Annotated in this window: 16 protein-coding genes; 3 read left to right on the forward strand and 13 right to left on the reverse strand. The window is 35.0% G+C overall.

Annotated elements, in window-relative coordinates; genetic code table 11:
* Positions 1 to 5 precede the first annotated feature (5 nt).
* The 4 genes from ACUXEY_RS19230 to ACUXEY_RS19245 all read right to left on the reverse strand — a co-directional run bounded on the left by ACUXEY_RS19230 (position 6) and on the right by ACUXEY_RS19245 (position 3,027).
* A complete protein-coding gene (locus ACUXEY_RS19230) occupies positions 6 to 782 on the reverse strand; it encodes a Cof-type HAD-IIB family hydrolase (protein WP_461301351.1) in 777 nt (258 codons plus the stop codon).
* A gap of 6 nt (positions 783 to 788) precedes the next feature.
* Positions 789 to 1,379, reverse strand: coding sequence for a histidine phosphatase family protein (locus ACUXEY_RS19235; RefSeq protein WP_461301352.1), 591 nt, complete (start codon positions 1,377 to 1,379; stop codon positions 789 to 791).
* Positions 1,380 to 1,618: 239 nt separating this feature from the next.
* Entirely contained in the window at positions 1,619 to 2,596 is a 978-nt protein-coding gene (locus ACUXEY_RS19240) for an SPFH domain-containing protein (protein ID WP_461301353.1), read from the reverse strand.
* Positions 2,597 to 2,598: 2 nt separating this feature from the next.
* On the reverse strand, positions 2,599 to 3,027 hold the full coding sequence (locus tag ACUXEY_RS19245; RefSeq protein ID WP_461301354.1) for an NfeD family protein: 429 nt from the start codon (positions 3,025 to 3,027) through the stop codon (positions 2,599 to 2,601).
* A 274-nt stretch (positions 3,028 to 3,301) separates the two neighbouring features.
* On the opposite strand from ACUXEY_RS19245, the gene ACUXEY_RS19250 reads away from it, so the two are divergent.
* Positions 3,302 to 4,519, forward strand: a complete 1,218-nt coding sequence (locus ACUXEY_RS19250; RefSeq protein ID WP_461301355.1) for an MFS transporter — start codon at positions 3,302 to 3,304, stop codon at positions 4,517 to 4,519.
* 49 nt (positions 4,520 to 4,568) lie between these two features.
* On the opposite strand, the gene ACUXEY_RS19255 is transcribed toward ACUXEY_RS19250, so the two are convergent.
* From ACUXEY_RS19255 to spoIIP, 5 genes are all read right to left on the reverse strand, one after another.
* On the reverse strand, positions 4,569 to 6,044 hold the full coding sequence (locus tag ACUXEY_RS19255; protein ID WP_461301356.1) for an amidase family protein: 1,476 nt from the start codon (positions 6,042 to 6,044) through the stop codon (positions 4,569 to 4,571).
* Between the two features lie 337 nt (positions 6,045 to 6,381).
* The gene (locus ACUXEY_RS19260) at positions 6,382 to 6,828 is read right to left on the reverse strand and encodes an NUDIX hydrolase (RefSeq protein WP_429601575.1); all 447 of its coding nucleotides are present in this window, start codon (positions 6,826 to 6,828) and stop codon (positions 6,382 to 6,384) included.
* A 22-nt stretch (positions 6,829 to 6,850) separates the two neighbouring features.
* Positions 6,851 to 7,591, reverse strand: coding sequence for a M15 family metallopeptidase (locus ACUXEY_RS19265; protein WP_166704495.1), 741 nt, complete (start codon positions 7,589 to 7,591; stop codon positions 6,851 to 6,853).
* 11 nt (positions 7,592 to 7,602) lie between these two features.
* A complete protein-coding gene (locus ACUXEY_RS19270; RefSeq protein ID WP_166704496.1) occupies positions 7,603 to 8,100 on the reverse strand; it encodes a GNAT family N-acetyltransferase in 498 nt (165 codons plus the stop codon).
* 224 nt (positions 8,101 to 8,324) lie between these two features.
* Positions 8,325 to 9,479: a stage II sporulation protein SpoIIP gene (gene spoIIP / locus ACUXEY_RS19275; RefSeq protein WP_166704497.1), complete on the reverse strand. Its 1,155-nt coding sequence runs from the start codon at positions 9,477 to 9,479 to the stop codon at positions 8,325 to 8,327.
* Between the two features lie 89 nt (positions 9,480 to 9,568).
* Between spoIIP and ACUXEY_RS19280 the strand changes: the two genes are divergently transcribed.
* Together ACUXEY_RS19280 and ACUXEY_RS19285 are read left to right on the forward strand one after the other, a co-directional pair.
* Positions 9,569 to 9,865, forward strand: coding sequence for a hypothetical protein (locus tag ACUXEY_RS19280; protein WP_166704498.1), 297 nt, complete (start codon positions 9,569 to 9,571; stop codon positions 9,863 to 9,865).
* Between the two features lie 4 nt (positions 9,866 to 9,869).
* On the forward strand, positions 9,870 to 10,175 hold the full coding sequence (locus ACUXEY_RS19285; RefSeq protein WP_429601577.1) for a permease: 306 nt from the start codon (positions 9,870 to 9,872) through the stop codon (positions 10,173 to 10,175).
* Here ACUXEY_RS19285 and ACUXEY_RS19290 read toward each other — a convergent pair.
* From ACUXEY_RS19290 to cbpA, 4 genes are all read right to left on the reverse strand, one after another.
* Complete coding sequence (locus ACUXEY_RS19290) at positions 10,148 to 10,675, reverse strand: DUF1572 domain-containing protein (protein WP_461301357.1); 528 nt, start codon at positions 10,673 to 10,675, stop codon at positions 10,148 to 10,150. The genes ACUXEY_RS19285 and ACUXEY_RS19290 overlap by 28 nt on opposite strands.
* A 19-nt stretch (positions 10,676 to 10,694) precedes the next feature.
* Positions 10,695 to 11,024: a chaperone CsaA gene (csaA, locus tag ACUXEY_RS19295; RefSeq protein WP_048527442.1), complete on the reverse strand. Its 330-nt coding sequence runs from the start codon at positions 11,022 to 11,024 to the stop codon at positions 10,695 to 10,697.
* A gap of 67 nt (positions 11,025 to 11,091) precedes the next feature.
* Complete coding sequence (gene brnQ4, locus ACUXEY_RS19300; RefSeq protein WP_432207168.1) at positions 11,092 to 12,429, reverse strand: branched-chain amino acid transport system II carrier protein BrnQ4; 1,338 nt, start codon at positions 12,427 to 12,429, stop codon at positions 11,092 to 11,094.
* A gap of 434 nt (positions 12,430 to 12,863) precedes the next feature.
* Positions 12,864 to 13,511 carry a cyclic di-AMP binding protein CbpA gene (gene cbpA, locus ACUXEY_RS19305; RefSeq protein ID WP_087959607.1) on the reverse strand — a complete coding sequence of 216 codons (648 nt, stop codon included), beginning with the start codon at positions 13,509 to 13,511 and terminating at the stop codon, positions 12,864 to 12,866.

Genomic DNA, 13,511 nt, shown 5'->3' on the forward strand with positions numbered 1-13,511 from the left:
GTATGTTAGACGATATGAAACTTTTCTAAAGCAAATAAAATACCACCTTCACTCGCCTTCTTTGTAACGAAATCAGCTCTTGTTTTTAACTCTTCTCCGCCATTCCCCATCGCAATACCTAATCCTACATACTGCAACATCTCAATATCATTTCCACCATCTCCAAAAGCAATTGCTTCTGATTTGCAAATGTTTAGTTGCTCTAATACTTTTTGAATTGCAGTTAGCTTCGAGACTTTACTATCTTCCAATACATTTATAACGTAATTATGAAAACGATCAAATGTAAGCATCGGATATCTTTCAAGAAATTTTTGAGCTTCTATTTCATCTGCATACAGACATAAGCAATAGATTTCTTCTGACAAATCCTTGCTTTTTTCAGGATACTTCTCTAAATTCAACGTCTCGCTAAGCGCTCGCATTACACGCTTATTATCTGAAGCTATTCCGTTCATTGTAAAACCCTCAGTAAAATAAGAAACGCCCTGACCATGTAATTTTGCAAACTCTGAGATATCATTAACGATTTCACTTGAAAGTACCGATTTATGTATAACCGTTTCCCCACACTTGATATGTGCACCATTTGCAGAAATAAACGTATTTATGCCTAGTTCCATAAATTGCGAACATAAGCTATATGGTCTCCCTGTAGTAACAACTACGTGAATCCTTTTATCTATTAATCTTTGTATTGCTTCTTTTGTACTTGCGTGCATACTTCTGTCAATCTCACTTAAAAGCGTACCGTCAACATCAAAGAACACTACTTTGTACATAGGTCTTTACATCCCGTCTAAATGACTCGTATCATTAATGAAATGTACCGTTTTTTGTTCACCATCAATTTCAATTAAACTTATTCCCGTATCTCCCATTTTAAAATAATAATCCATTGAAATTGGCATTTTGAAAAATGCACGTAATAGACTATTTATTACACCGCCGTGCGCAACGATTGCTATCCGGTCATGTGTATTCTCTGTCACGATTTTAGAAAAGATTCCTTCTATTCTCATTCTAAATTCAATAAACGATTCCCCGTTTTCAAAACGATCATGAAGAAACTTTGGCTCTGGATATTTCTTTGCTTCTTCAAATGAAAGACCTGCTTGTACTCCATTATTAAATTCCATTAATTCCTCTTCTAATTGAATTGGACAACCAATTCCTTCTGCTAATGTTTCACCAGTTTCTCTAGCACGTTTTAATGTACTTGCCCAAATGAAATCTGGTGGAAAATCTGCTTTCACTTTCTGTACAAGCCTTTGCACTTGCCTTCTTCCTTTTTCTGTTAATTCAAAGTCTGCTCGTCCTTCATGTACGTTTAAGATATCAGCTTCTGATTCTCCGTGACGTATTAATAATATTTGCATGTATTTTCCACTCCCCTGTTCAATATCCATAAAATCTCATTATACCATATTCTTAATCTTCCGAAACAAAATAGCTTTCTATAACAGTTGTTCAACTTAACATTTCCAAGCAGTCTAAACTTATTATTCTTTCAAACGGGCCATACAAAAAAGTCCTATCCATAGTAGCAAAGATGCTACTATTTTTTATTCAGCTCAAAAATAAAAAGAGAAACGGCTTACCATTTCTCTTTCCACTCTTATTGTTCGTTTTCGTTTGGTGTTTCTGACGAAGGCAATCTCTTCGCATGTTTTTCTTTAAAAATTTCTCCAATTGCCCCGAGAGTACCAAGTGTTTCAATTGCATTAGATGGAATAAAGACTTTATTTGCTGGCCCTTTCGCAACCTCAATCAATGATTCAAATGATTTATAAGCAAGTACACGCTCATCTAAATTCGCTGCACGAAGTAATTCAATTCGATTTTGTTCTGCTTTTGCAATTTCCTCAATCGCTCTCGCTTCCCCTTGCGCTTCTAATTCTTTTGCTTCTTTAATACCTTCCGCTTCTCGAATACGTGCTTCTTTATCCCCTTCAGCCATTAGGATTTTACTTTGCTTTTCACCTTCAGCACGAAGGACTTTATCTTGTTTTGCGGCTTCCGCTTCTAATATGATTGCACGTTTATTACGCTCTGCTTTCATTTGTTTTTCCATTGATGCTTGCACATCTTTCGGCGGATTAATATCAACAACTTCAACACGTTCAATACGAACGCCCCATTTTTCTGTTGCTTCATCAAGTGCTAAGCGAATTTCTGTTGAAATTTTTTCACGACCTGATAACGTTTCATCCAGTTCCATCTTACCAATGATTTGACGCATCGTTGCAGAAGTAATGTTACGAACACCATATTCATAATTCGAAATACCATATGTCGCAAGTTCCGGTTCCACAATTTGATAGAAAATAATTGTATCAATCTCTACTTGTACATTATCTTTCGTAATTACCTTTTGCGGTGGTACATTCGTTTGTTGAATACGTAAGTCATGGTATACACGAACTCGATCTACAATCGGGATTAATAAATTTAATCCTGGCTGCATAACACGTTGAAACTTACCAAATCTTTCAACGACTCCAACTTTTTGCTGTGGAATAATTTTAATTGTTAACGCGATAAATGTAACAACAATTAGTGCGAAAATAATGGTTAATGTTAATCCTACTACCATATTTATTCACTCTCCTTTTTTACTTGTAATATAGTACTATGCCTCTTTATAACAATAACTTTTTCTCCAGCATCAATTGGATCATCTGCGGTAGCTGTCCAAGTATCTCCATCCACCTTCACAATACCATTCGCCTCGTTTGTAATCGCTTGCATAACAGTCCCTTTTTTACCGACTAGCATATCTACTGTATCTGTAAAACCTTTTGCTTCTCGAAAGTTTTTTGAAATTCTTTTCGTAAAGAAAGTCAATGTTAAACTTACAATCGCACCAGCAATGACTTGTAACAGTAGTGCTTCAGGAGCAAACAAAGCTATTAGACCTCCGACAACAGCCCCAATTCCAAGCCAAAGCATATAAAATGTAATCGACAACATTTCTGCAATAAATAAAATACCAGCTATTATAAACCATATTACCCAAGCAGCCATATGCTACCCTCACTTTCTTTCTCATTTTCTATATGTATATGAAGAAAAGAATGGTTTATCCGCCCTTTCTTATACGTGGGCGCTTACTACAAGCTATTGTACATATTCACTGTTATAATGAGTATTATTAAAATACTATATTAATATATTCTTCATTATACATGAAAATCCCTTTCAAAAAGTGACAAAAAATGAAATTCTTCCGAAAATTTAATTTTCAAATTATAATTATCTTAAATACTGAAATATTATTTTTAGGAAGGCGGTGTGCTTATTGCAAAATCGTTCATTAACTTACTATTTAGGATCGAAAATATGTATTACTCTCGCTGACATCGTATACATCATGATTATTACAACCCATATGTATATGACAACTAAATCAGCTACATTAACTGCCCTGTTTCCATTACTCCAAGTCATAACTACTCTTATAGCAAATACATCTGCACCACATATCATGAATCGTTTTTCATCTTATTCCTTACTTTTTACACTACAATGGACAAAAACTGCTCTCTTATTTTTATTAATGATATTATTCCCAGCCCTGTCCACAAACATTGTAGCACTATTCATTTTCATTTTTTTCATTTCATTATGTAGCGGCTGGAGCGCGCCATTATTATACGGTATCCTTCCTCGCCTTACACGAAAAGAACAATTAGTAAAAGTAAATAGTATTTTTTCCTTTTCCACACAAATTGCGCAAGCCGCTGCTTATTCATTTACAAGTGTTATTGTTCTTCTTATAGGCGCCACCTCTACACTCATGATGAATAACATTTTGATGATTTTTGGATGTGTTGCACTACACGTTTCATTGCGTTCCATACATACTGAACGGGTAATAGAGCCTTCTTCTTCAAAAGGCGCTGCTTTATTAGAAGGTTGGAAACTCTTATTTCAAAATCCATCTCTCCGTACCGTCACATGTATGGACTTAATGGAAACTTTTGCAGGGACGATTTGGATTGGTGCTATTACGATGGCTTATGTAACGACTGTCCTTCATAAAGGAGAAGAATGGTGGGGATATATTAATACAAGTTATTACGTTGGGACATTAATTGGCGGGATATTAGCGTGGAAAATGAGTACATACATTCAAAATAATTTAATACGCTCCATGGCGATAGGCTCTCTTCTATTTAGTATTCTTACATTTTTATATGGTATGACGAGCAGCGGTTTTATTGCGCTTTTTCTGTGCGTTCTAATGGGGCCATGTTATCAAATTAGAGACATTTCCCAAACGACCGTTTTACAAACAAGTGTCCCTCCTTCTTTATTATCCAAAATGTATACAGCTCATGGTGCACTTCTCTCGACTGCTTCTGGTCTTTCTATGCTTAGTGTTGGCATTATCACTGATATATTCGGTGTTCGTACAATTTATATCATTGCTGCTTTTCTTATTTTATGTTCTGCTTGTTTATCTTTTAGCCTATTAAAATATCATAAGACAGATCAAAAAGATATTTCAATGTAATCAATAAAGCAAAAAGGACAGGCATGCCTGTCCTTTTTGTATATTCTATTTATGACAAACCCGGAATTTTTCTATGTTTTGTCGCTCGTTCAAAAGCATATGCTAGCTTAATTAATATTCCTTCACTAAAAGCTGTACTTGCAAAAGTAATTCCAAAAGGTCTCCCGTTATCCATATATCCCGCAGGTATTGCTATAGACGGATAACCTGCTTTCGCACATATAGTGGAGCCTATATAAGAAGGGAACAGAATTGCATCAAGATTATATTTTTCCAATGCAAAATCAATACCTTGTTCTTGTGAAAAATATATATCTTCTAATCTTGCATTTAAATATTCTGGATTTCTTAACGTATTAGGAAAAGCCTTTCTTCTTCCTAACTTAGTTTGTCCATATTTTAAAGCTCTTTCTGCTATATTTTCATTAAACACCATTAACTCTGAAATAGAATGTACTGGCATAGTAGAAGGTAATTTAGAAAGATAGTTATCTAAACTATGCTTTAGTTCATAAAGCGATACTCCCCAGCTCCATTCTCTATGAAAAGACGGAATATCAATATTTTCTACTACTGTTGCTCCCTCACTACGCAATACTTCAATCGTTTCCTTAAACAATTTTTCATCATACTCTCCAGTTTCATAATAATCTTTTGGCGCATTGCTATATACACCAATCTTTGCTCCATTTAAACCGTTAACATCAAGATATTTTGTATAATCATGTTCTGCTATCCCTTCACTTTTATGAGTAGCTACATCTTTCTCATCTATTCCAGTTAAACTCCCTAGCAAAATAGCTGCATCTGTTACTGTTCTCGCAAATGGCCCCGCTGTATCTTGCGAATATGTAAACGGAATAATGCCTCTACGACTAATTAGACCAACAGTCGGTTTAATACCGACTACAGAGTTTTGAACTGCTGGACTTAATATAGAAGCATCTGTTTCCGTTCCAACAGATACTACTGTAAAGTTAGCGGCAACTGCTATCGCAGATCCTGTACTTGAGCCACCAACAAACATATCATCCTCGCCCGTTCCATATGGATTGATTGTTTGCCCACCTCTTGCACTATATCCAGCCCACATGTCAAAAGACATTGCATTTGCTAATTCTGTCATATTTGTTTTTCCGATTATGACTGCTCCCGCTTCTCGCAGTTTCGTAACGAGAAATGCATCCTCACTACTAATATTTTGTTCTAGAGCAATCGTGCCTGCACTTGTATGCATGGAATCATTCGTTTCAATATTGTCCTTAAGTAACACAGGTATACCATGTAATGGACCTCTTATACCTTTTATCTTTCTTTCATAATCTAACGCTTCTGCAATAAAGACAGCATCTGGATTGATTTCTAAAATAGAATTAATTTTTGGGCCATCTTGATCATATTTTGCGATTCTATGGAGGTAATACATGACTAATTCTTTTGAAGTTAATTGCCCAGCTTCCATTGCTGTTTGTATATCATGAATTGTTAACTCTTTTTGTAATAGTGTATTGAACTGAATCTCCATTGTCATTCTCCTTCTATAAAGTGAAACTTTAATCAGTGGGGGTTTTCTTCATCCCCCACTGATTATTAGTTGAACCAATCGGACTTTTATGGGCAGTTGATCCCCCACCTAACTTCTTTGCTTTCGCTGAATTTTGAGGTGGAGGTCTTACTGCCCATTAAAGTGGGATAAAGCCTTTTATTAATTACATGTACTATTCGTTTTTCATTTTCTCCGCTCCTCGCATATACAACTACAAGCCCTTTAAAAGAATTCAACTTACAAATATTAAACCCTTTTATTTCCTGAAAAATAAAAAAAGTCTGAAACGAATAAACTTCCGCTTCAGACTCTTTTATTACTTTACATATACCTCATCTAACAAATATAAAAACTCACCTTGTTTCCCGGCTAATTCAGGGCATTTTGAAATATCAATCCATTCGTAGCAAAATACTAAACCTTCATCTTCCTCACCGGCACTTACAATATGTTCCCAATCATCTTTTACATCTGTTAGTAACGTTATGTGGAAGAAATGGCGTTTTTGATATTCCTTTTTGTCTTTTACAAGTATGATGTAATCAGCTAGGAATCTTTCTATGCATAAATGACGTAATCCAGATTCTTCTTGTACTTCACGTAAAAGTGCTGCTTCTAACGTTTCTCCTTCGTCAACTGTTCCTCCTGGTACTTGCATACCAGCTTCAGGTATATCACGATGTTTAAAAACAAGCAGTTGCATAACTCCTTCTTTTTCTCTTGTCACATATGCATGTACTTTTTTCTTATATAACACCGTCATAATCCTTCTCCCCCTCAATTGTTCACTGCGTTACTTCTTCAAGTGTCAGTTGATTTTCATATAAATATGTAGCTTGTGGATTTCCCACATACCTCACATGCCATGGTTCAAATCGATAACCCGTAAGCGATTCTTTCTCTTTTGTATATCGAATGACAAAACCAAATTTATGGGCATTTTCAGAAAGCCATTGCCCTTCTTTCGTTTCACCAAAAACTGTCTCTAACTGAAACTTGGCAGATTGAGATGTAATATCCATTGCAAGCCCTGTTTGATGTTCACTCGTTCCAGGAACCGCGCTAGACATCGCTGTTTTTGCTTCTCCATCTTGTTTTTTATACATCGTATTTAATGCTTTTTGTCGATCAAAAGATCTAAATCCAGAGACTGCAAATAAGAAGATATGCTCCTTATCCGCTTGCTGAAACATTTCCTCAAGCGCCCCTGCTGCTTCTTTCCTCATTTTTTTCTTTTCTTGATCACCTTCACTTGAGTAGCGCACTTTCGGAATAACTAAATCTGGCGGTCTATACCCATCTGGCAAGCGCCTACTTTTATTTACAAGCACAAGCATCGAATTCGGATTACTAATGACCGCAATATCACCATCCATATTCGCAATCGTTTCTTTCGCTTTCGGAAATATGTTATTTACATTTACCTCGCGCGCCTGCTTATCCTTATACATTTTATAATTGACTCCTGCTATTCCAACAATAAGTACCATCGCTACGATACCAAGTAGTGTCCATCTTTTTTTCATATAACGACCTCTTATTTTAATAATTTGGCCATTTCATACTCATCGATGTTCTCTCCATCGATAATAAGAGCAGCTCTTTTGACACCTTCTTTCTCAAATCCAACTTTTTTATATAGTGCCTGAGCTCTTGTATTGTGGGCCATTACCGTTAATTCTAAACGCCATACATCATGTAATCTTGCCCACTTCTCAGCCTCTTTAAACAATCTCGTCCCAATACCTCGACCACTATACTCTTGCAAAATACCAATTACAATACTTGCTACATGTCGCTTTCTTTGAATATGATTTCCATTCAATAAAATAAATCCTACTATTCTCTCTTCTTCAACTGCTACCAATATTGTTGCATATTTATTTTCTATAAAGCGATGAATCATTTGTTCTTGTTGCTTTACTGTAAATTTTCTTTCTCCTGGTTCGTATAACATAAATTTCGTTTCTTCATCTAGTTGCTTACTTAATTGCAGAAATGGTGCCGCATCTTCTATTTTGATCTCCCTAATCACTTCAATCACCCTACCAGTTTTAGAATAAAAAGTTTTCCTTGTAAAAAGATTTTCTCTATTTTCCCGAAAATCCCTTTGTAAATCCCCCAGTATAATTTGACAAATTTCGATATTACTATAACATCGACAAATTATGTCTTTTCTGTGACGTCTCATCAATTACAAAAAAACGTAAGCATTACACTCACGTTTTTTCAGACTCTCTCATTCATTTCTGTTTCACTTTATCCATTCACTTTTTCTGCCTGCCAGAAATATTCACCAAACGCTTTAGCAAGTACATCAATGGATCGATTTAGTTCTTCTTCAGTATTATCCACGCCACCAACTTCAATTAAAATCGCTTGCCCAGATAAGTCTTGATTATAGACACCATTTCCTGTTTGGAATCCTTTTTGAATGACACCACGACTCACTCCTGGATATTTCTTATTAATTTCCTCATGTAGAGCTGTTGCTAACTGTAAGTTCTTTTCATAGTTTTTATTGCCTTTCCCTATTACGAAAGCAAGCTTTGCATATGATTTATCTCCAATTGCCTTTGTCGTAACATTTTTCCGAGCACTATCACGGTGTAAGTCAAAGAAGTATTGCAGTTCTTTATTGCCAGTCATTGCTTCTTGTACAATTTCCCGTGACACTTTGTAAGAACTATTACTATTTAACCCTTTACTAATCAACTTTTGACCGACATCAGTCTTGTCGTTATTAGCTCCAATCCCTTCACTTGCTAATTGTTCACGAAATCGATCGCCGACTATTGAAATATTCGTGACAGAACTTGTTGCTTTATTCGGATTTGGATCATTTGCTAAATTCAGTAACGGCAAATAAGATTCCCAGCTATGCGAATGATAAATAAACGCAACTTGTCGTTTCCCTGTCGTTTGAGCCGGTTGCTTTTTCTCTTTGTTCGTATCCGGCTTTTGAGCCTGTCCACCTTCTCCAGTCCGTTCTTTTACTACTTCTTCAAGTGGCACGCTCGACTCTATCGGTAAGTTAGAATAATTTGTCCCTTCACCTGCAATAACAATTTCTGTATCGTACTTACCAAAACCAGGTAGCTCTTTGCCGACAAAACTGCGTACATCGTTAAAACGAATATTCGTTGCCATAGAAAAGAGAAACGAAGAAATGGAAAAATCTTGATTTAAATTCCGATATTCCTGTGTAAAATAATGATTCTCTTTTCCAAGAACGTACATATAACCATTCATCGATAACTCATTTAACCAATTATATAAATACGTTGACTTTGTCTCTTTCATAGAAGTTACCATCATACTAATAAGAAAAAAAGTCGCTAGTACTGTAGCAATAATAAATAATATTAACTTTCGTACACTCGTAAACTTCACATAAAAAAAGCCTCGATTCATACTATCACCCTCTCTATTTCAAGTTATGTACAAGCTCTAGAGAATAGACCGTCTAAATTCCGGCTATATTGTTAATGAGGTGAAATGAATTGAAGCTACTACTAGGAACATTACCCGTTGTACTATCATTTATTTTTTATTGGCTTGCTAAGCATCCTACAATCCGCATTGCGTTACATATTTCAGCGTACTTATCTCTTTATGTACTCGGTACAATTATTTCTATTCATATATATGAGGTTTTAATGCAAGATTTAGTTTTCATGACAAGCATTCATAGCATTTTACTAAATCCATTTTTTCTAATTGCAGGAGCGTATATAGGGATATACACTTTATACTTACTTTTGTCTTGCATGATTACAAATATGAAAAATGGAGCGTAATGAAATGCGACCACTGTTCATCTGTCATATATGCAAAAAAAGAATTGTACGAAAGAAAGATCTTATAACTGCCGCACGGTACTTTCGCATATATTTATTTCACAGTGATTGCTTTAAGCGGCAGCATGTGTTCATGCCAAGATTTATCCCAATGAATACACTATTTAATTTCTTTCTAATTATATATGGACTTATTTTTGGCAGCATTCTTATGATTACAGAGCCATCTATTATTTGGGTTATTTTTTTATTTCCCATTTTATATCGGTTTCTTTCCTATTATTATGTTGAGCGTTTTTTCTCTGCATAACGTGCAGACTGATTTCTAGGAATGCTTAAACATTCCCACTCATTTTCTTTTAACATTTTCCCAATGTAAATAATCTGCCCAATATGCAAAGAATAATGAGAAATTTGTCTTTCAATTGCTTGCATGACAGTTTGCGCTTCACCGCGAATATATACCGTCTGTAATAAATGTTCCGGCGTTAGCATATTTATCGTTTTAAAAACATATTCCCATCCTTCATTCCATGCTATGAGAACCTCTTCCTTAGAAGAATAACCACCTTCAAATTCAGCATCTCGGTTACGATCTACTTTTTCACCATCAGATGTTAAAAAATCCGTCCATCTAGAACGCATATTACCGTGTAGATGCTTAATTATGATTGCTATGCTATTTGTTTCTTCATGAGAAGACCATTCAATCTGTTCATATGATAATTGTGACAGCACCCGTTCCCCTTGTTTCTTTGTTGCTTCAAAATTCGAAATGGCACATTGTAAATATTCTCGTCCAATATCCATGTTACCCCCTGCCTTTACACTAACTAATTTTTGTTCCATTTGGTAATTCCATATTAGGCTGAAGTAATACTACATCACCCGCTTCAGGTACTCCGCCAAGCACAAGTACTTCTGATTTAAATCCAGCCACGCGCTTCGGTGGAAAGTTTACAATCGCAACAATTTGTTGTCCAACTAAATCTTCTGGATTGTATCTTTTCGTAATTTGAGCACTTGACTGCTTACTTCCAAGCTCTCCAAAATCAATTTCTAGTTTAATCGCTGGAACTCTCGCTTCCTTGAATTCCTCTGCACGTGTTACCGTTCCAATTCTTACATCCAAATTTAAAAAATCTTCAAAATTAGCCATTTTATCATTCCTCCCAATTATTACTTAGACAAAACAAAAAAATTCCCTTTTAAAAAAAGAAAGGCGCCTAAGCACCTTTCTTTTGCAATTCACTTGATTCATTTGATTTATAGAAGAAGAAACCGAGAATCCCGCCAATACATGATGGGATTAACCACCCTATTCCTTCTTTATATAATGGTAACATTTGTAGTACGTTAGAAATCGCGTCAATTTTAATATTCGCACTTTCTAAACCGTTAAAGAAACTAATTAACAATGCACCTAAAATAGCTCCAATATAAATGGTATTACGCTTTCCAATCCATTTATGGAAGTAAGAAAGTACGATTAATACGATTGCAACTGGATAAATGATCATTAACACTGGTAATGTAACTGCGATTAATTGTGTTAAACCTAGGTTAGATACGATTAAACTAAACACACATACCATTGTTACAATCGTTTTATGCGAAATCTTAGGGAATAAGTTTGTAAAGAAGCCAGCACAAGCTGATGTTAATCCTACAGAAGTTGTTAAACAAGCAAGTATAATAACAAGCCCTAATAAAATTTTACCACTTGTTCCATATAACTCATTTACAACATTCGTTAAAATAAGTCCACCATTCTCTGATACACCAAGTGATGTACTTGTTGAACCAAGATAAGCAAGTGATAAATAGATTAACGTTAAACCAAGTACTGCAATAATACCTGATACTACTGTTATTTTTGCAATTTGACTACTTTCTTTTATTCCTTTAGAGCGAATAACTTGTACAACGACAATTCCAAATACAAGTGCACTAATTGCATCCATCGTTAAATATCCTTGAATAAATCCACCAAAGAAAGCATTTTCTTTGTAAGCTGCTAGCGGCGCAGCCGGTTCTCCAATTGGATCAATAATTGCCTTTCCGACAATTACAGCAACAATCAATACTAACAATGGTGTAAGAAATTTCCCGAACCAATCCACTAATTTAGATGGATTTAATGATAAATACCACGTTATTCCGAAGAAAATTATAGTGAAAAGAAATAGCATGTACCATTCTGAAACCAATGACTCTGATAGAAATGGCTTCATACCCATTTCAAATGAAACGGCTCCAGTACGCGGAATCGCGAAAAATGGTCCAATTGCTAAATAACTAATCAATGGGAAAATAAACGCAAATACAGGGTGAACTCTAGAAGATAGCGCTTTCAAGTCCCCCTCTACAAACGCGACAGCTGTTACAGCTAATAGGGGTAATCCGACTCCCGTTACTAGGAATCCAATTGTAGCAATCCAAACATTCTCTCCAGCTTGTTGCCCTAAAACTGGTGGGAAAATTAAATTTCCTGCTCCTAAAAATAGTGCAAATAACATTAAACCAATTGCTACCGTATCACCTGGCCTTAAACGTCCCTTCATACTTTTCATTTGCATAGCACTTTTTCATTGTTTATCTTTATTTTCACAATATGCTATGCATCCTCCTCTCTGCTCAAGCTGATAAAATATGCCCCTTACAAAGCAGCGTCTTTCTCCATAATTTCTCCATTCCCCTTATTCTTACTCTAACTATTAATTTTTGATTTTTTTGAATATTTAACTCATTAGAGTGGTATTGCGTGGAGTATAGTTGTCAGACCTCTTTGTTTTTATCACACATATAGTAACATATTTAGTTGAAAAATAAAAACATATTTTCAAATTGATTTTTTTGAAAATCAAAATTATCTACTTTTTTATTCTTTTACACAAGTTTTGTTACAATTTCAATTTTTACCCTACCATTATTTTTAAATAATTTTATGCGCGTAACATGCAAAAGCCATCCAACATAATTAGATGGCTTTTGCATGTTACTCTATCGTTTCAACTTCACGTGGATTTTTCATCTCTTCCACATATACAACTCTAAATCCATGATCTTCTAAATCTTTCAATAACGTCTCTAATTCATCGTCGTTAAACTCTTCTCCTAATGTAAACATAATTCTTCGAACTAATAAGGCATCATTATCAAAAGTCATTAAACTTTGGATACCTGTATATTTTTTTAATACAGTCGATAATTTTTGAATGGCTCCGTTATAATCCTGTGTCCCAATCATGACGGAATATTTACTAGAATGGACGCCCCAAGCATCTTCTAATAACTCGAAAACTTTTTTATGCGTTAAAATTCCAAGAAAGATTCCTTTTTCATCAACTACTGATAAATAAGGTAATTTTTTTATTGTAAAAAATACTTTAAAGAACGAAGAATCTTCTCTGACATAACCTTCTTTATCGTTTAATAATTGTACGACACTCTCTTCCAGCGAACCTTTATATTCTAAAATATCTACTTTGTATACATTCCCTAAATATTTCTCTTTTTTTTCATCTAAAACTGGTACACAACGATAGCCAGTTTTATTTAAATGCTCCAGCGCTTCCCCTATTGTAATTGAACTTGAGCAAAATAAGACTTCTCTTTTCGGCACATAATTCCCTTTAATCCTCAT

Source organism: Bacillus sp. F9_6S_D1_P_5 (assembly GCF_054823925.1).

Excerpts from the sequence above, each read along its gene's own strand:
- ACUXEY_RS19230 (WP_461301351.1), bottom strand. The coding sequence starts at position 782 with ATGTACAAAGTAGTGTTCTTTGATGTTGACGGTACGCTTTTAAGTGAG.
- ACUXEY_RS19235 (WP_461301352.1), bottom strand. The coding sequence starts at position 1,379 with ATGCAAATATTATTAATACGTCACGGAGAATCAGAAGCTGATATCTTA.
- ACUXEY_RS19240 (WP_461301353.1), bottom strand. The coding sequence starts at position 2,596 with ATGGTAGTAGGATTAACATTAACCATTATTTTCGCACTAATTGTTGTT.
- ACUXEY_RS19245 (WP_461301354.1), bottom strand. The coding sequence starts at position 3,027 with ATGGCTGCTTGGGTAATATGGTTTATAATAGCTGGTATTTTATTTATT.
- ACUXEY_RS19255 (WP_461301356.1), bottom strand. The coding sequence starts at position 6,044 with ATGGAGATTCAGTTCAATACACTATTACAAAAAGAGTTAACAATTCAT.
- ACUXEY_RS19260 (WP_429601575.1), bottom strand. The coding sequence starts at position 6,828 with ATGACGGTGTTATATAAGAAAAAAGTACATGCATATGTGACAAGAGAA.
- ACUXEY_RS19265 (WP_166704495.1), bottom strand. The coding sequence starts at position 7,591 with ATGAAAAAAAGATGGACACTACTTGGTATCGTAGCGATGGTACTTATT.
- spoIIP (WP_166704497.1), bottom strand. The coding sequence starts at position 9,479 with ATGAATCGAGGCTTTTTTTATGTGAAGTTTACGAGTGTACGAAAGTTA.
- ACUXEY_RS19285 (WP_429601577.1), top strand. The coding sequence starts at position 9,870 with ATGCGACCACTGTTCATCTGTCATATATGCAAAAAAAGAATTGTACGA.
- ACUXEY_RS19290 (WP_461301357.1), bottom strand. The coding sequence starts at position 10,675 with ATGGATATTGGACGAGAATATTTACAATGTGCCATTTCGAATTTTGAA.
- csaA (WP_048527442.1), bottom strand. The coding sequence starts at position 11,024 with ATGGCTAATTTTGAAGATTTTTTAAATTTGGATGTAAGAATTGGAACG.
- brnQ4 (WP_432207168.1), bottom strand. The coding sequence starts at position 12,429 with ATGAAGGGACGTTTAAGGCCAGGTGATACGGTAGCAATTGGTTTAATG.
- cbpA (WP_087959607.1), bottom strand. The coding sequence starts at position 13,511 with ATGAGGATTAAAGGGAATTATGTGCCGAAAAGAGAAGTCTTATTTTGC.